The organism is Shewanella sediminis HAW-EB3, assembly GCF_000018025.1.
Classification (GTDB): domain Bacteria; phylum Pseudomonadota; class Gammaproteobacteria; order Enterobacterales; family Shewanellaceae; genus Shewanella; species Shewanella sediminis.
This window is the reverse complement of record NC_009831.1, coordinates 3,667,042-3,684,571: the sequence shown is the minus strand read 5'-3', so window position 1 is coordinate 3,684,571 and position 17,530 is coordinate 3,667,042. Positions and strand designations below refer to the sequence as shown.

Annotated in this window: 14 protein-coding genes; 11 read left to right on the top strand and 3 right to left on the bottom strand. The window is 46.1% G+C overall.

Annotated elements, in window-relative coordinates; all coding sequences use genetic code 11:
- Nucleotides 1-2 precede the first annotated feature (2 nt).
- The 8 genes from SSED_RS15970 to SSED_RS15935 all read left to right on the top strand — a co-directional run bounded on the left by SSED_RS15970 (nt 3) and on the right by SSED_RS15935 (nt 8,045).
- Nucleotides 3-740, top strand: a complete 738-nt coding sequence (locus SSED_RS15970) for a protein phosphatase CheZ (RefSeq protein WP_012143381.1) — start codon at nt 3-5, stop codon at nt 738-740.
- Nucleotides 741-755: 15 nt separating this feature from the next.
- A complete protein-coding gene (locus tag SSED_RS15965; protein ID WP_012143380.1) occupies nt 756-2,957 on the top strand; it encodes a chemotaxis protein CheA in 2,202 nt (733 codons plus the stop codon).
- Nucleotides 2,958-2,982: 25 nt separating this feature from the next.
- The gene (locus tag SSED_RS15960; RefSeq protein ID WP_012143379.1) at nt 2,983-4,098 is read left to right on the top strand and encodes a protein-glutamate methylesterase/protein-glutamine glutaminase; all 1,116 of its coding nucleotides are present in this window, start codon (nt 2,983-2,985) and stop codon (nt 4,096-4,098) included.
- Nucleotides 4,091-4,744 (top strand): hypothetical protein, encoded by a 654-nt coding sequence (locus tag SSED_RS15955; protein WP_012143378.1) that lies wholly within the window; start codon nt 4,091-4,093, stop codon nt 4,742-4,744. Before SSED_RS15960 ends, SSED_RS15955 begins: the two co-directional genes overlap by 8 nt.
- A gap of 36 nt (nt 4,745-4,780) precedes the next feature.
- Nucleotides 4,781-5,572: a ParA family protein gene (locus SSED_RS15950; protein ID WP_012143377.1), complete on the top strand. Its 792-nt coding sequence runs from the start codon at nt 4,781-4,783 to the stop codon at nt 5,570-5,572.
- Entirely contained in the window at nt 5,556-6,689 is a 1,134-nt protein-coding gene (locus SSED_RS15945; protein ID WP_012143376.1) for a chemotaxis protein CheW, read from the top strand. Before SSED_RS15950 ends, SSED_RS15945 begins: the two co-directional genes overlap by 17 nt.
- A gap of 7 nt (nt 6,690-6,696) precedes the next feature.
- Nucleotides 6,697-7,188, top strand: coding sequence for a chemotaxis protein CheW (locus SSED_RS15940; RefSeq protein ID WP_012143375.1), 492 nt, complete (start codon nt 6,697-6,699; stop codon nt 7,186-7,188).
- A gap of 452 nt (nt 7,189-7,640) precedes the next feature.
- Nucleotides 7,641-8,045: a DUF2802 domain-containing protein gene (locus SSED_RS15935; RefSeq protein WP_012143374.1), complete on the top strand. Its 405-nt coding sequence runs from the start codon at nt 7,641-7,643 to the stop codon at nt 8,043-8,045.
- A gap of 885 nt (nt 8,046-8,930) precedes the next feature.
- Here SSED_RS15935 and SSED_RS15930 read toward each other — a convergent pair.
- Nucleotides 8,931-9,266, bottom strand: coding sequence for an EscU/YscU/HrcU family type III secretion system export apparatus switch protein (locus tag SSED_RS15930; protein WP_012143373.1), 336 nt, complete (start codon nt 9,264-9,266; stop codon nt 8,931-8,933).
- Between the two features lie 359 nt (nt 9,267-9,625).
- Nucleotides 9,626-11,968 (bottom strand): hypothetical protein, encoded by a 2,343-nt coding sequence (locus SSED_RS15925; RefSeq protein ID WP_012143372.1) that lies wholly within the window; start codon nt 11,966-11,968, stop codon nt 9,626-9,628.
- Nucleotides 11,969-12,322: 354 nt separating this feature from the next.
- On the opposite strand from SSED_RS15925, the gene SSED_RS15920 reads away from it, so the two are divergent.
- The 3 genes from SSED_RS15920 (at nt 12,323) to SSED_RS15910 (ending at nt 15,484) form a co-directional block, all read left to right on the top strand.
- Nucleotides 12,323-13,288 carry an MlaA family lipoprotein gene (locus SSED_RS15920; RefSeq protein WP_012143371.1) on the top strand — a complete coding sequence of 322 codons (966 nt, stop codon included), beginning with the start codon at nt 12,323-12,325 and terminating at the stop codon, nt 13,286-13,288.
- A 341-nt stretch (nt 13,289-13,629) separates the two neighbouring features.
- Nucleotides 13,630-14,733: a response regulator gene (locus SSED_RS15915; RefSeq protein WP_012143370.1), complete on the top strand. Its 1,104-nt coding sequence runs from the start codon at nt 13,630-13,632 to the stop codon at nt 14,731-14,733.
- Nucleotides 14,734-15,154: 421 nt separating this feature from the next.
- A complete protein-coding gene (locus tag SSED_RS15910; RefSeq protein ID WP_012143369.1) occupies nt 15,155-15,484 on the top strand; it encodes a four helix bundle protein in 330 nt (109 codons plus the stop codon).
- Between the two features lie 225 nt (nt 15,485-15,709).
- Here the strand turns inward: SSED_RS15910 and SSED_RS15905 are convergent, their stop codons facing one another.
- Nucleotides 15,710-17,185 (bottom strand): peptide MFS transporter, encoded by a 1,476-nt coding sequence (locus SSED_RS15905; RefSeq protein ID WP_012143368.1) that lies wholly within the window; start codon nt 17,183-17,185, stop codon nt 15,710-15,712.
- Between the last annotated feature and the right edge of the window lie 345 nt (nt 17,186-17,530).

The window sequence follows — 17,530 nt, the reverse complement described above, 5'->3', positions numbered from 1 at the left end:
TTATGCAGGCTATAACTTCAGGGCTCATTTCGTTAGAGCAAGCAAATAAACTTGTCGAACTGCTGACCGAAGGCCAGCAAGAGCAAGCCGACGAGTTGGTCAGGGACATTGCAACGCCAATTCAAAAAGAACTGTTCGATGAGGTTGGAAGACTGACTCGACAGCTTCACAGTGCCATTGTTGATTTTCAGGTCGATGACAGACTGATCACATTAGCGAGTACTGAGATCCCTGACGCTAAAGAACGCCTAACATATGTCATCGATATGACAGAGCAAGCTGCAAATAAAACCATGGATGCTGTTGAGGAGTGTCTGCCTTTGGCAGAGGCTCTGACAACGAATATTCAATCGGTAAAACCAACATGGGGTAAGCTCATGAGGCGTGATATCGAACTGAATGAATTTAAGGTTCTTTGTCATGACGTTCAGCAGTTTGTCGATCGAAGCGAATTAGATTCGATTCGTTTAAGAGAGCTACTAAATGAAATTTTATTGGCTCAAGATTTCCAAGATTTAACAGGGCAGATGATTCGAAGGGTCATCGACTTAGTACGTGAAGTCGAAAATAACTTAGTTTCTATGCTTACTGTATTTGGTGAACAGCCCGTTAGTGAGGACACACCAATCACGAGCAGCAATGTTGAAGCCGAGGGGCCTATCATGAATGCAGAGGAACGTGATGATGTTGTCACAGGTCAAGACGAAGTCGATGATCTGCTTTCGAGTCTGGGTTTCTAATTAGGAGTCATATTAATGTCATTTGATGTTGATGAAGAGATACTGCAGGACTTTTTGATCGAAGCTGGTGAAATTTTAGAGCTTTTGTCTGAACAGTTAGTCACTCTGGAAAATAATCCAGAAGATACGGAACTGCTAAACGCAATCTTTCGAGGTTTCCATACCGTAAAAGGCGGTGCTGGATTTCTTAGCTTAGGCCCAATGGTCGATGTGTGTCATGAAGCCGAGAATACCTTCGATCTGTTGCGGACAGGTAAGCGAGAAGTATCTTCAGAATTGATGGATATCATTCTGCAAGCAGTGGATGCCATCAACGCAATGTTTGCTCAGACTCAGGCAGGTGTCGAGCAAGACCCCGCCGATGCAGAACTATTAGCCAACTTAAAATTACTGAGCTCAGGTGCTCCTCTTCCCAGTGAAGGTGCTGCCCAGGAGGCTCCAGCCTCCGACGACTCAATTGAGTTATTCGATCAAGCTCCGGCAGCGGATGATTCGGGTATCGAGCTGTTTGATGAGGCACCTGCACCAGCAGTCCAAGCCCCGGAAACCACAGTCGCTGGAGCTGGTAGCGGCTCTGGCAACGGCAGTATTGATGAAATTGATGAGTCAGAATTTGAGGCGCTTCTCGATGCTCTTCACGGTGCGGCGAATGGTCCTACCGGTTCTAAGGATTCTAAATCTGATGCTCCTGAAACTCCTGCAAGCAGTGATATCACAGACGATGAGTTTGAGTCACTGCTCGATGAACTGCATGGCTCTGGTCAGTTTAAAAATAAGGATGCACAAGTTGCCCCACCAGTTGAGCCTGCGCCTCCAGCGGTAGATTCCGACGACATATCTGATGATGAATTTGAAAAATTACTCGATGAATTGCATGGTTCGGGTGGAGCCCCCAAAGCTGTCAGCCCAGCTCCTGTAGCTAGCCAGCCTAAGAGTTCACCTGCAGCTCCAGCAACCCCAGTTGCCAAGCCTGCTGCGAAAGCGCCGGTAGCTAAAGCGGCACCTAAGGCTGTAGCCAAAGCGGCACCGGCGAATATGCCACAAGCGGAAACGACAGTTCGTGTCGATACTGCAAGGCTCGATCAGATCATGAATATGGTCGGTGAGTTAGTGTTAGTGAGAAACCGCCTTATCAGCTTAGGGATTAACCGGGACGATGAGGAACTCTCTAAGGCCTTGGCTAATCTGGATCTTGTTACCGCCGATCTTCAAGGTGCGGTGATGAAGACTCGCATGCAGCCGATTAAGAAGGTCTTTGGCCGTTTCCCTCGAGTCGTGCGTGATTTAGCCCGTACCCTGAATAAAGAAATTGATCTGAGAATGATCGGTGAAGATACCGATTTAGATAAGAATCTTGTCGAAGCACTTGCCGATCCATTGGTTCACTTGGTTAGAAACTCTGTCGACCACGGCATCGAGATGCCAGCAGACAGAGAAGCTACGGGTAAATCCAGAACGGGTACCATAACCCTTTCTGCTAGTCAGGAAGGTGATCACATCCTATTGAAGATTGAGGATGACGGCGCCGGAATGGATCCAAATAAACTTAAAGAGATCGCCATAAGTCGTGGTGTGCTCGATGAAGATGCCGCGTCAAGAATGTCTGACGAAGAGGCGTATAACCTGATTTTTGCTCCAGGTTTCTCAACCAAAGTTGAGATCTCCGATATTTCGGGGCGTGGCGTCGGAATGGATGTGGTTAAAACCCGTATTGCTCAATTGAACGGAACCATTCATATCGACTCCTTGCAAGGTAAGGGAACTCGATTAGAGATTAAAGTACCGTTAACGCTCGCGATTATGCCGACATTAATGGTTGAAGTTGCAACACAAGTCTTCGCACTGCCTCTATCAAGTGTGAGTGAAATATTCCACCTCGATCTGACTAAGACAAATATCGTCGATGGTCAGCTGACAGTAATCGTTCGGGAAAAGGCCGTGCCTCTGTTCTATCTAGAGCACTGGCTTAGCCGAAAACAGACCGGGTTTAAGCATGGTGATAAAGAGCATGGCCATGTGGTTATTGTTCAACTTGGCACTATGCAGATAGGTTTTGTGGTTGATTCTCTTATTGGTCAAGAAGAAGTTGTTATTAAGCCTCTGGGCACCTTGTTGCATGGAACACCAGGCATGGCAGGGGCCACAATTACATCTGACGGTGGTATTGCACTGATCCTTGATGTACCTGGTTTGCTGAAGAATTACGCAAAAAAATAAAACAACATGCGGTATAGGAAATTGAATGGGCATTAAAGTTCTTGTTGTTGACGATTCCAGTTTTTTTCGTCGAAGGGTAAGTGAAATTGTCACTAAAGATCCAGAGCTAGAGGTAATTGGTACCGCTTCTAATGGTCTGGAAGCCGTAAAAATGGCGGCAGAACTTAAGCCACAAGTGATCACTATGGACATTGAGATGCCCGTAATGGATGGCATCAGTGCCGTCCGTGAAATTATGGGTAAAACACCGACGCCAATTTTGATGTTTTCTTCATTGACTCAAGATGGCGCTAAGGCGACGCTTGACGCGCTAGAAGCTGGGGCACTCGATTTTCTTCCTAAACGCTTCGAAGACATTGCGACCAATAAAGATGAGGCGATTCTCTTACTGCAACAGAGAATTAAGGCACTTGGACGTAGACGAATTTATCGACCTGTAACCCGCTCTACGACACCGACGCCTGCTAAATCGACTAAAACGCCGGCATCTCCTCAGTTAGCCCGTTCGGTGACGCCCGCTCCGGCTCCTGTAAGAGGAACCGTTGTTAAAAGGGCATCGGGTAAAAAATATAAATTATTATTGATTGGTACTTCCACCGGTGGGCCTGTGGCCTTGCAGAAGATATTGACTCAACTACCGGCAAATTATCCCCATCCTATTTTATTAATTCAGCATATGCCGGCAGCCTTTACTCCAGCATTTGCCAGTCGCTTAAATGGACTTTGTAAAATTCAGGTAAAAGAGGCACAAAATGGAGACCAATTAAGACCAGGCTCCGCATATCTGGCTCCTGGCGGGATGCAGATGATGCTTGAGAGAGGTGGTGCTCATGGTCGGATTAAAATCGTCGCCGGTAGTGCAGATATGAATTACAAGCCCAGTGTCGATATTACGTTTGCTTCAGCTTCAAAAATATCCGGAAGGGAGACGATGGCAGTGGTCTTAACCGGAATGGGAGCCGATGGAAGAGAAGGGGCCAGAATGCTTAAGAGTGCCGGTGCTACTATCTGGGCACAAGATGAAGCCAGTTGTATCGTCTATGGTATGCCTCAAGCTGTGACTGCCGCCGGGATATCGAGTCAATCGATAGCGCTGGATGATATGGCCGAAGCTATTTTAAGAGAATCCAGCCATGGCTAGAGCCAAGAGAAAGATGAACACTTTCTCTATTCTGATTATTTTTCTACTCTCAATAGGCGTTTTTGTTACAACTACCCTCTACTTCGATGTGCGGCATAAAAATACATTGCTACTCAGCGAGGTGGAGCGATTGCAAAGTAGTCAGGTTTTACTCATGGTGCCAGACGAGCAAGCTGAAGTTGTAGCAAAATGGATGGCTGAACATCCCAAAGCGACACAGGCATTGCTATCCCACGCTAAACCTCAGCAGGAAGTTAAGGTGACAGTTGGACCCGGTGTAGAGGTTTCTGAGGCCAGAGTTCACAAAACGAGTCAAGGTGAGTCGCGTAACGCTGCACAATTGGGTCAGGATGATATAGTTGTACCAAGCAGTATTGCCCGCACTCCGAATCAGAAAATTGATGGGGACTCTGTTAACGAAGCAACGGATCTATCCAGACATAGTTCACAAACGCCTTCGAATACCCAGGAAGCCGAGCTTGCTTCCACTCTTGAATCCGGTGGGATAAAGAGTGAAGTCGACGGTAGCGGCGTTCAGAAAGAGTTAGTGGCGGTTCCCCTAACTATTTCAGAAAATGAAGATGGGGTTAAAGTGATAAGCTTGCCTCATGGCGGCATTCGAGTGACAACTCGAGAAAATAATTAGAAAAGTGATATTGATTGTGAATTTGAGGGGCTTTTTTTGAAGATCTGGACCATAGCAAACCAGAAAGGTGGCGTGGGTAAAACGACTACGGTTGCCAGTTTAGCTGGGGCTCTGGCTAAACGTGGCCAGCGTGTCTTGATGATCGATACCGATCCTCACGCATCACTGGGCTATTACCTTGGCATTGATTCCGAAGAGGTTCCTGGCTCTCTCTATGATGTTTTTTTGGCTCATAAGCAGCTCACTAAAGAGAGAGTGAAAAGCCATGTCGTCTCAACGGATGTCGAGGGGATCGACCTCCTTCCTTCGACTATGGCGCTTGCGACCTTAGATAGGTCTCTCGGTCACCAAGGAGGCATGGGGCTCATACTGCAAAAACTGCTTGTTTTAGTTGAAGATGACTATGATGTCGCACTGATCGATTGTCCACCAGTCTTAGGTGTGTTGATGGTCAATGCGCTTGCGGCAAGTCAGCATATCATTGTGCCTGTTCAAACGGAGTTTCTTGCGATTAAAGGTTTGGACCGAATGATAAAAACCATGATCTTAATGGGGCGGTCTAAGAAAACCAGATATAACTATACTGTTGTTCCTACTATGTATGACAGACGGACAAAGGCGGCATCATCCGCACTGCAGCATCTGGGAGAAAAGTATGGTGACAAACTCTGGCCGGATGTTATTCCGGTTGACACAAAATTCAGAGATGCGAGTTTAGCGCATCTTCCCGCTTCTCATTACTCGGCAAGCAGTCGTGGTGCGAAGGCATATGAAAGGTTGTTAGAACATCTACTGACTGGGGAGCTTTCTCATGACAACCTCAGTTGATGAAACCGTATTCGATTATTTTTCTCTGCTTCTTACTGAGGTCGAAGATGAGTCAAATATTCAAGTTGAGGCACTAACGGCCGATATTGCTGAACAAGTGTTCCCCGAACTGATTTCAGACGGATCAAGTGTCGAGGCGTTGAAACCAGAAGCTTTAAATCAAGAACAAGTAAAACCAGATCTTGTAAATAAAAAGGCTGTAAATATTGACCCTTTAACGCAAGAGTCATCAAGGCCTGCTGGAAATGAGTCTGTAACTGAAAAGCCAGAAGCGATTGAGCCGCCAAGGCTACAAACACAACTCAAGACTCAATCCCACAATCAGACGCATACAGAGACACAGGCGTTAACGAAACCAAAAATTAGAGAGACCGATCCTAATCTGGATAAGTTGGCTCTGGAGCAACTTTTAGCGCCGGTTTTCAAACCTGAGCCACAGATTGAAACTGAATCAATTGTTAAGCTTCAGAATCAAACGCTTGCGAAATCGAAAATTAAGACGACATCTGTTCCGGATAAAGTCTCTGTTAAGCCTAAAGTCGATGTTCATGTTGAGAACAAGGCCGATATTAAGCAAAAGCAAAAGCAGGAACAGGAATTAGAGTTAAAGACACAATTAGGTGAAATACCACCTAAAGTGACAAAAGATCTGCTTGAAACGCTCGATGATGAGTTTCAGGTACTATTCTTTAAGGTAGCAGGGCTGACATTGGCCGTGCCGTTAGTGAGCCTGGGCGGAATAGTTAAAATTGAACGGATTAATCATATTATGGGCAGACCCGCTTGGTATAAGGGAGTCCAAACATATAGAGATACACAGTTAAATGTTGTCGATACCGGTGCTTGGGTCATGCCTGAAAAGTACGATAAAGCGTTAGCTGAATCCGTAAACTATCAATATGTTGTATTATTAGAAGATAGTAACTGGGGATTGACGTGTGAATCCTTGGTAAATGCAGTAAGAATCACGAAATCTGAGGTCAACTGGCGGAGCAAAGCTGGGAAGCGCCCTTGGTTGGCTGGTGTAGTAAAAGAGCAGATGTGTGGCATATTGCATGTGCAAGCACTCATAGAGTTATTAAATTCAGGTTTAGGTAGTCAGGATCCTGTTGGCTGAGGTAGATATGACAGACGCAAATAAAGTAGCGGTAGCGGTAAATAAAGATGATGAGGTGTTGCAGTGGGTAACCTTCAGACTCGACAATGAAACTTATGGCATTAATGTCATGCAGGTTCAAGAGGTATTAAGATATACCGAAATTGCACCCGTTCCCGGTGCACCACACTATGTATTGGGCATTATCAACCTAAGGGGTAATGTTGTCACAGTCATAGATACGCGCACTCGTTTTGGCTTAGCTTCTGCTGAAATAGACGACTCAACAAGAATTGTGATCATTGAAGCTGAAAAGCAGGTGATTGGTATTCTGGTCGATAGTGTTGCTGAAGTTGTTTATCTTCGTGGTTCAGAGATAGATAATGCACCTAACGTCGGAACAGAGGAAAGTGCCAAGTTTATTCAAGGTGTGAGTAACAGGGATAATGAGTTACTTATCCTTGTAGACCTGGATAAGCTGTTATCTGACGAAGAGTGGATGGAACTGTCCCAACTTTAACCGCTACAGTTTCTGACTCAGGCTTAGATCTATTCGTTTCCATCTTTTAGATCGAGTGCAGCCAGAGTTTAGTATCAGGAATTTGCTGGTCTATTTTCAGGTTCCGGTTTTGCCGGAGCCTGAAATCTTGTATCTTCTATAAAGTTACTTCCTTAAAAGAGTCTTATACCAGTTCCGTTAAGTATCTGTTCATTCAGCGGGAACTCAAGGCTCTGAAGACGAGGTGGATACTCGAAGTTTATAGTTGTTCTATACCAAGAGTATCAAACGAAGTATACAGAGCCTTACTCTTGGTTAAAGCACTAGCCGCCCTTAGGGAGCTTCTCTGGCATTCCACTTCTGTGTTGCATTGACTTAAAAGGGAATAACCATTTCTACATCAATGCGCCTTGAATTGAAAAGCCTGAGTAGCTCTGAATTGACAACATACTTATCGGAATTGGTATATTCACATGATCGGTGATGAAATCTTAATCGCAGCATTAGTGTATGTGATTGCGAGTTTAGGCTTGGCATTCTTTCAGCAAAAGCAAACCGCTAAGCTTAAGGCGAAAGTCGATGCTCTGACCGTATTAGTTAAAGAGAGTGATCGGCAGCGAGAAGCGGTAAAGCGTGAGCTTCAAGAGTTAAGAAGCGGTACGATCGGTGTCGGAAAGCGCATGTTAGAGCTTGAAAAGAAAACCTCCCAACAAGATGCCAGACTCGATGAAGCAAACCAACAAGACCCACAGGCCAAGTTGTACACTCGGGCGATGAAAATGGTCGACTTAGGTGCAGGTGTCGAAGAGTTGATTCACGAATGTGAGCTCCCCAAGGCTGAAGCCGAGTTAATCATCAGGCTGCATGGGAAAGGGTAAAACTAAAGCTAAGATGACGCTGCGCTGTCAGAGCCGAGATGACGCTGCGCTGTCAGAGCCGAGATGACGCTGCGCTGTCAGAGCTAAGATGACGCTACGCTGTCAGAGCTAAGATGACGCTACGCTGTCAGAGCCAAGATGACGCTGCGCTGCCAGAGCAAAGATGACGCTGCGCTGCCAGAGCAAAGATGACGCTGCGCTGCCAGAGCAAAGATGACGCTGCGCTGTCAGAGCTAAGAGGACGCTGCGCTGTTAGAGCTAAGATGACGCTGCGCTGTTAGAGCTAAGATGACGCTGCGCTGTTAGAGCTAAGATGTCGCTACGCTGTTAGAGCTAAGATGTCGCTACGCTGTTAGAGCTAAGATGTCGCTGCGCTGTTAGAGCTAAGATGTCGCTACGCTGTTAGAGCTAAGATGTCGCTGCGCTGTTAGAGCTAAGATGACGCTGCGCTGTCAGAGCTAAGACGATGCTGCGCTGTTAGAGCTAAGATGACGCTGCGCTGTTAGAGCTAAGAGGACGCTGCGCTGTCAGAGCTAAGATGACGCTGTGCTGTCAGACCCAAGATGACGCTGCGCTGTTAGAGCTAAGATGACGCTGCGCTGTTAGAGCAAAGATGACGCTGCGCTGTTTGATGTTCCCTGTAGGAGCGTGCTTCAGCCGCGAAGCTTTTACTCAAAATAATTTCAAACCCATTCCCGGCTAAAGCCGGTCCTACACAAGCGTCTCAGCTCCACAGGCTAAGCCGTCGCTTAGCACACAAGGTGTGCATCTTCTCAGCCCTTACAGCCAACTGGTTGGCGTCGTCTCAGCTTTCTAAGGCAAAACCATCGTCTCTGCTTCCACAGGCATCGCCGCCAATCAGCACACAAGGTGTGCGTCGCTCTTTTAAACCTCCTCAACAATCTTTTGATGCATGTTATTCCACTGCTCTGGGAATTTTCCGTCGAGCATGTAGACGAATGCAATTAATTCGGCAATAAGAAAGTAGAGCTCTTTGGGGATCTCCTCGCCAAGCTCTAAGCGCTGCAAAAAGTCGCTTAGGTGTGGGTTCTTATGAATATGAACGCCGGCCTCTTCGGCTAAGGCAATTATCTCTTCGGCAACCAGGCCCGTACCTTTAGCCGTAACGGTAGGTGTGTGTTGACCGTCGAACCCAAGTGCTACAGCCTGTCGCTCAGTCTGTGGGGGCTCTTCTTGATAGCTATCATCTTCTTTTTTCATATCTGTCACTTTTTATTAATTTGCTGGACCATTCCCGGCTAAAGCCGGTCTTACATCAAAGCCGGTCCTATACCATAACCATTAACCATTAACCATTTGCCCTCCCTTGTAGGAGTGCGCTTCAGCCGCGAAGCTCTTGGCTACGGAGCGGCAGCGGATGTATGTCGAAGCCATTCCCGGCTAAAGCCGGTCTTACATCAAAGCCGGTCCTACACCATAACCATTAACCATTAACCATTTGCCCTCCCTTGTAGGAGCGCGCTTCAGCCGCGAAGCTCTTGGCTACGGAGCGGCAGCGGATGTATGTCGAAGCCATTCCCGGTTAAAGCCGGTCTTACATTAAAGCCGGTCCTACACAATCAAGCCTTAATCTTAACTAAATAATGATCGCCGGGGAGCAGCGTCGCGGGGACTTTAGTCCGTTTGGTTACTACCTTATCCGGTGTTAAACCGATATCGACCAGTTTTTCCATGAGTGGTGGCAATAGCAGATCAATCTTATTGAGTAAGGTGTCATCTTCGCCGTTGAATGTCATCTCTAAGCGGTTGGCTTTTATATGGGTCTTAATTAAAAGGGGCCCTTGAGCTAAGTTAAATTTGAGCTGGAGTCGCCAATTTGAATCTGGGTCATCTTCCTGGTTAGCTTCCTCTTTGGTGAACTGTCCCTCAAGTTGATCTTGATGCTGATTGAGCGAGTAGGGGAGGGTAAAGTACCAGTTAGTCTGCCCATTGTTATCGTTGCTGGCCTGGGAGTAGAGGTTCAAATTGTTAACTAGCTTCGCCATAGTCTCAGTCGTCCCCGCCTTGTCGAACATGGACAGAAGCGAAGGGGTCACACCTAACTGAGCCTGAAGCTTTTGTAAATATTTTTGAGATGACGCACTCAGTTTAGCGCTATTACCGCTTCCGGGCTTACCGGCTAATCCAGTCGTCTTAACACCGAGTAGAAGCTGAAACAGTAGCGAGACTGAGTTCATGTGTGACATGGATGCTCTGGCGACTGCATTGACCTCAGCAAATGAATGTAAATGCAGCAGGCCCGCTAACTCCTCCTGGACCTTGCTCGGTAGAGCTAAGGTTCGCAACATAGAGGGTTGAATTTGGGGCAGAAGTTTAAACAACAGAGTAGCAAGGGATTTTTGAGGCTCAGCGGCTTTCTCTGTCATTTGCGGGAGGCCTCCCGCTTTCCCGAACGCCTTATTAAGCGCACTTAACATCAGATCTCTGTTTAGCCCGGACGAAGGGGCCTCTTTTTCCTGTTTACCTGTACCGGGTGACACAAACTCTGACTTTTGATTCGGTGACTGTAGTTCAGGTGACTGCTGTTTAGGTGACTGTCGCTTAATCTCTTCGATCACTCCCTTTACTGAGTCGGGTATATTGAGTCCTTTACTTGTCAGGTCTTGATTCGTCTGGTTCTGGTTCGCCTGATATTTATTGCTCTGCCCGGTATCTGTCTGTGAACCCGATGCCTTAGATTCAGAAGCATTAGTTAGTGTATGCGATAGTGATTTAGCTAAAGCCTCCGGGTTTATGCTAGCGCTGGTTTTCGTTGAGCCGACAGTAGAGTTAGCCTCAGCTAAAACACCTGTCGGTGACAGCTTGGTACCGGGTACATTTGAACTGGCAGGGGGCAAGCCATTTGAGTCTTTGTAGGGGAGTTTTTCCAGCACTTTAATTAAGCTTGAGTACAGCTTAGATAATTCCGGCTTAGCTAACACTAACTGTGACTCCATCTCCCCTATGTTTCGTGATGAAGGTTGAGACCGTAAGTTAGAGGTGAGCTCCACGATGCTGGTCTCTATGATAGGAGTAAGCTTCAAAACCCATTGCTGGTTTTGATAAGTAATGCCAGGTATGACATCAAGTCTGGGAGTGGTGCCTTGAGTGGGAGAGGCTTGAGCTTTGATCAGAGATGAAAGACTGACTTGTGGCAAAGGCAGTGACAACCCATTGGAGAGGGTTAACGCCTTGCCGTCGAACTGAGCGGTGGGAAGTGGGTACCCTTGGGATCGGGAACTCAGCTGCTTTAATTGGTTGAGGTTTATGCCATTTTGTTGGATCAAGTTTTTAAGCCCATCGGGCAGGCTTGTGGATATCGTTTTACCCAAGGATATCAACTGAGCCGTGAATGAATCTGTCCCCTTAGAAGTAACTGCACTTTCAGTCGCCGGATTTTGAGGTTGAATTTTATGAGCTAATGTTTGTTGAGCCAATGCTGTTTGAACCTGTGATTTTTGAACTATTGAGTTTTGAAGATGTGAGAACTCTTGACTAGTATTGACAAGGTAACTCATGGCCTTTAACGCAGTGCGACGACTCGAGTAAGATGAAAAATCAATATTGTAATTTGAGCCATTTAAAGTTATTTGGTCTATCTTTGAAGAAAACTGTATAACGGCTGCTCTTAGCCCCTGAGCCTCTACTTTTATTTGTGGATTTCTGTCAGTAGCAATCGAAGAGGAGGGCACTTGGACCTTACTGTCGGCTTTTTGTGAAACTGCCGAGCCCACTCCCTTTGGAGTTGCCGTGTGAGGCGCCGGGCTGGTGTTAGTACCCGTATTGGGCACTGAAGCAGCTGTTTTCGTTTGAGGTTGAGTTTCAGGAGAGGGCACCACCTCTCCTCTGGAATGGTTACCGGAAACGACTCTTGTTATGGGCAGGGCACTATTTCCACTGCGTGTGTTGACAGGTTCTGACATTGACTGATTTCCGGTATTTTTTCATTAGTGCTTACAATTTTCGAGATAATTAATTTGATCTATTTTTTTTGACTAGTATCCTTATCGCCTTACAAACAAAAATCACACTGAGTAGTCTAGTTATTAGCTGATTAGGATATTTTTTGTCATTACTACTCATTATCGACTCTAGCAGAGACTTACTTTAGTTTTTCCTGCTAAGAGCCTAAGCAAAGCTGAATTTTAGCTGAGGCTACAGTCACTCAGGTAACTGGGACTCACTCTTAAATCTAGCACCAATGCAGTGTCTGGTTTGTATTAATCGTAAGCAGTATCAGCTGAAACGGATTCAGTTGTTTTACCAAAGAGAAAAATATGAAGTTTAAATGGATAATGCTGGTTATAGCAGTGTTTGGCGTTGCGCCCATTTCAGCATCGCAGTTAAACAGATACGGACAGGACGTCGAACGTGTACATGTCGATTCTACCGATTCCCAAATTAGCTCTGGTCAGACTAACTCTGACCAGGCTAACTCAGTCCAGGCTTACTCAGAACAGAGCATCTCAGGCCCAATTGACGGTTCCGATATCGCATCTGGCATCGAAGGGATTGATTCCGATGTTAGCGCGTCTGAGGGTAATGCAGAGGTCACGACCGCCGAGGTTACCGTTACCTATATTGATCCAAGAGATCCCATCGAAGGGTTTAACCGGGCTATGTGGGACTTTAACTACCTGTACCTGGACAGGTATTTTTATCGACCAGTTGCTCATGGATATAACGATTATGTACCAAGACCGGTGAAGACAGGTATCCATAATTTTGTGACTAACCTCGATGAGCCCAGCGCCTTGGTGAACAACACCTTGCAGGGTAAATGGGGCTGGGCGGCAAATGCCGGTGGACGCTTTACGATAAACTCGACCATGGGGTTACTCGGTGTAATCGATGTCGCAGATATGATGGGCCTGCCCCGCAAACAAGATGAATTCAATGAGGTGTTAGGCTACTACGGTGTACCTAATGGCCCATACTTTATGGCGCCGTTCTTAGGACCTTATGTCACCAGAGAGGTCGCGTCGTTCTGGGTTGATGGCCTATACTTTCCAATATCGGAGATAACTGTGTGGCAGTCCTTGTTAAAATGGGGGCTTGAGAACCTGCATAGAAGGGCCGGAGCTATCGATCAAGAAAGACTCGTCGATAACGCATTAGACCCTTATACTTTTGTTAAGGAAGCCTATTTTCAACATATGGACTATAAGGTGTATGATGGTGATGTACCTGTCGATCTTGATGAAGATGAGCTGTTAGATGAGTTTATGCAGGAATTAGATTAAAGAAGGCCCAGGGCATATTTATACCCAAACGACCTCGAAATGCAGGATTCAGCATGTCGAGAAGTGACAGAGTTCAAGGCATGAAATAGCTGAACTAGTTATTCTAATTTTATATTTCATAACGCAGAAACATGTTGCTTCTCACCTTGCCCTGCGGGAGTTTCCGTAGAATACCTGCACTGCGTTAGTGATATTGAAAAGGGGCTCACCATTCTCTTCAATCACTGCCTTGTTCAGCTACCCTACGGGAGCTCTGAAACGAGCATTTTGAAGTAGCTTGGGTATACCCCAGGCTCCGGGTAGTAGAACCCGGAAACTCGAGCCTTCTAAAAAGGACCCTTATGGCGCTAAAAGATTTAGTCATTCTACTTGTTGAAGATGATCCTGTTTTTCGTCGTATCGTTGCATCGTTTCTCGATAGCCGCGGTGCGACGGTTATCGAAGCCGATGATGGCGAACAGGGGCTGGAAAAGTTTAAGCAAAGAGCTTTCGATATTGTCCTGGCCGATCTCAGTATGCCGATAATGGGCGGTTTGGTCATGCTCAAGAAGATGTCTGAGTTAAATCCCGGCACACCGTCAATCGTTATATCCGGTAATCAGGTCATGGCAGATGTCGTTGAGGCGCTGCGTATTGGCACAAGCGATTACTTAGTTAAGCCTGTCTCCGATCTATTTCTCATCGAAAATGCGATAAAGCAGAGCCTGGATGAGAAACACACTAAAGATGTTCAACTCGAAGATATCGAGGAGCTCTCCTATCAGGAGTTGCAGGATAACCTGGCGCTGTTAGAACAAAATGCCGAAGCGGCTAAGAGTGTTCAGCAGCAGTTATTCCCCCCGTCACAGATTAACTATCTCACCGCCAAAATTGACTACAGCCTGTTTAAGACCGATGAGGTGAGTGCTTACTTTATCGATACGGTCAATGTCGGCGATAAACATCTTGTGATGTATATGGCTCATTTTCACCCTCAGGATAATCGCGCGGCTTTCGCCAGCGTCTTGCTTAAGAGTTTCGTTAATCAAAAGCTGAAGTTGTTTCGCAATGGCACCACTCAGGCGATCATCGAACCCTACAACATGCTCACTTATCTCAATGAACGCATGACAAAATCAGGTTTAGATATCTGTATCGATATTGTCTATGTGGTGGTAGAGCTGACTAAATACCGCGCATCGATAGCGCAAGCCGGCCAAGGTTTACGTTGTTACATCAGAAATAACGAAGGATTAACGCCTCTCGCGCTCTCAGACTCTCTCCAGCTTGGAATATTGGATTGGGGGCACCCAAGTGCTCAGTTCAGGACTTTAATGCCCGGAGAGCAGCTATGTATCTCTTCAAGTAAGCCCGTCCATAAGCAGATGTTACTCGAAAACCAATTCCACGGTCTCGTCTACGACACCCAAACCCCCACCGGCGGCTATGTGCAGTTGTCGTTTTAAAAAAGGGTCGAGTTAGTAGTTCCTAGGAACTAGGATAAGCGGAAAGCTTTAAGGGCCAAGTACCACCAGCCCTTTATACATAACCATGGATGGTGACATGAGAAAGTATTCTTTTGAAAACTTAGATGTTTGGCAACGTGCTTCGCGTTTAGTCTGTAATGTTAATACCAATCGGAATAAGAAAGTGATCTACTCAGAGTTTTTTTGGCAAACTAATTCAAGACGAATGGGTGAAAGAATGGTGTTCCCTTTTGAAGTCATTTAACGCAGAAGTAGGCAGCCAAAAACACTCCTGAAAGGCGAGTTTTAGCGCTTCCTATACAGTGTTAACGAGCTTAAACGTAGAATTACTATGTTCTTTACTCGTTGCCTTGCCTAGAAAGCGCTAAATTCTCGCTGAGCGGTCACATCTTTATACCGATTGGTATTACTCTTTGAATGTAGTCGTGATCGTGGTTTTAAGGACCAAGTCACCAGAGCCGCTCTTTCTATCCCATCCAATATTGCAGAAGGGGAGGAGAGAGGCACACCTAAAGATTCTGCAAGATTCCTCTATTATTCCAAAGGTTCAGCCGGAGAGTTGGTTACACAGCTATATATCGCCATTGAAATAGGTTTAGTCGATAAAACTAAAGCATTACAGCTGATAGATGAAACCAAACAGTTATCCGCAATGTTGGCTGCTTTGATCAAAATACGCAAAGGTGAAGTGTATGAATGCCCTGCAGGATATCAGGCTAAGGAAGACTGAAATTCTTAGATTCTGCTATAGGCAAAGTTTGAAGTTTCTTCTTGAGTTACCAGTCTTAGAATAGTCTGGGGATACGTTTACTTTTAGTCCTCGAATTGAACTCCTCGAACCTAGGCACTCGTAACTCTATACTTCTTTTAGATATAAAAAACGCCGCATATACATATGCGGCGTTTATTCGTTTGAGCTGGTCGGTACTAGTAAACTAGAGTCTCGAACCTTCTTTTAACGCTGTATACCTTCATGCTCTGCAGTCACTGCGATCTCTTCTTCCAGAGCTTCTTCTTCAGTATGATGCGGGCCTTCGGCACCGTGCATCCAGCTTACTAGCTTGTCAGCCATGAAGTAGAGGATGATACCCGAAATAGCCGATGTGATGGCGATACCGGCGAAGATAGACATTGCGTTAGCAAGCTGCTCCTCTTTTGGTCCGCCGTGTCCAATGAATGAACCTACGATACCACCAATCTTGTTTGCAGCAGCAACGAACAGGAACCAGGCACCCATCATCAAAGATGCGATGCGAAGCGGAGCCAATTTAGTCACCATAGACAGACCGATAGGAGACAGACATAACTCACCCATAGTATGGAAGAAGTATGCACCTACTAACCACCACATGCTTGACTTAGCATCCGGGTTACCACCCATCTCAAGTACGGCACCAATCATAAATAGGAAACCAACACCAAGCAGTACCAGACCTAAGGCAAACTTAACCGGAGAGTTCGGCTCGTTCTTACCCAAGCGGATCCAGATAGAGGCGATCACCGGCGCGAAAATCACGATGAACATGGCGTTCAATGATTGGAACCAAGTGGTCGGCACTTCCCAGCCACCAATCATACGGTCGGTAAAGTCGTTGGTGAACAGGTTCATCAGACCACCGGCTTGCTCGAAACCAGCCCAGAAGATGATAGTGAACAGACCCATGACCATGATCACCTTAATGCGATCACGCTCAACCTTGGTCAAAGGTTCTTTTTTTACATTTTCTTGACCGTTGGCTGCCGCTTTCTCTTTCTCAAGTTTGGCAGCCGGGTGTTTACCGATATCACCGAGTAAACGTTGTGCGAAGGCAAATTGAATGATTAAAGAGAAGACCATACCGATACCGGCACAGAGGAAGCCCATCTGGAAGTTGCCGTCATAGGCGCTGACAACCGAACCTACAATGATACCCGAAAGGAAAGCACCGACGTTGATACCCATATAGAAGATAGTGAACGCGCCATCACGACGATGATCGCCCTCTTCATAGAGGTCACCAACCATGGTAGAGATGTTAGGCTTAAACAGGCCGTTACCTAGAATAAGTACGCCAAGACCAAGATAGAAAACTTGAGTCTCCATTCCCTGTACCCACGCATGTGGTGTACCAAGGATGAATTGACCGGCTGCCATCAGAGCACCACCAATCATGATGGCGCGGCGTTGACCCAGATATGTATCGGCTAACCAGCCACCGATGAGGGGAGTCAGATAAACTAAACCGGTAAATGTACCATAGAGTGAGATTGCGTCTGCGCTGGTCCAACCTAAACCGTGACCACCTTCTGTTTGTACTTTATCTACCAAATACAGCACCAAAATGGCACGCATTGCGTAATAACTGAATCGTTCCCATAACTCTGTTGTAAACAACAGGAACAATCCCTTCGGATGCCCTAGCATCGTCCCCTGGGGTTTTGCTACGCTCATTAAGTCTTCCACCTTCGCTTGTGATTGCCTGCGGGACAAATGTCGCCACAGAAAAATGTTACTACTTTGTTTTACAGTCTTGTAACCTTACATGCCAATTGAGCACTCGCTTACATTAAATACATGATTGTAAGAACTTTATGTGCCCAGGCCGCTAACAAGTGTGTCACAGACTATTGTTATATTTTACTATTTGAAGTTATAAATCCTACGAAACCCATCTTATATACCCTTTTCAGGCTGCAAATGTCAATTTAGATGGACCGAGTGGCGAGTATTTAGCCTGTTAGACTCTTAAAAGTTTGCTCTGTGGAATTCTTTTCACAAAAGAAGTGGAGTTTGATA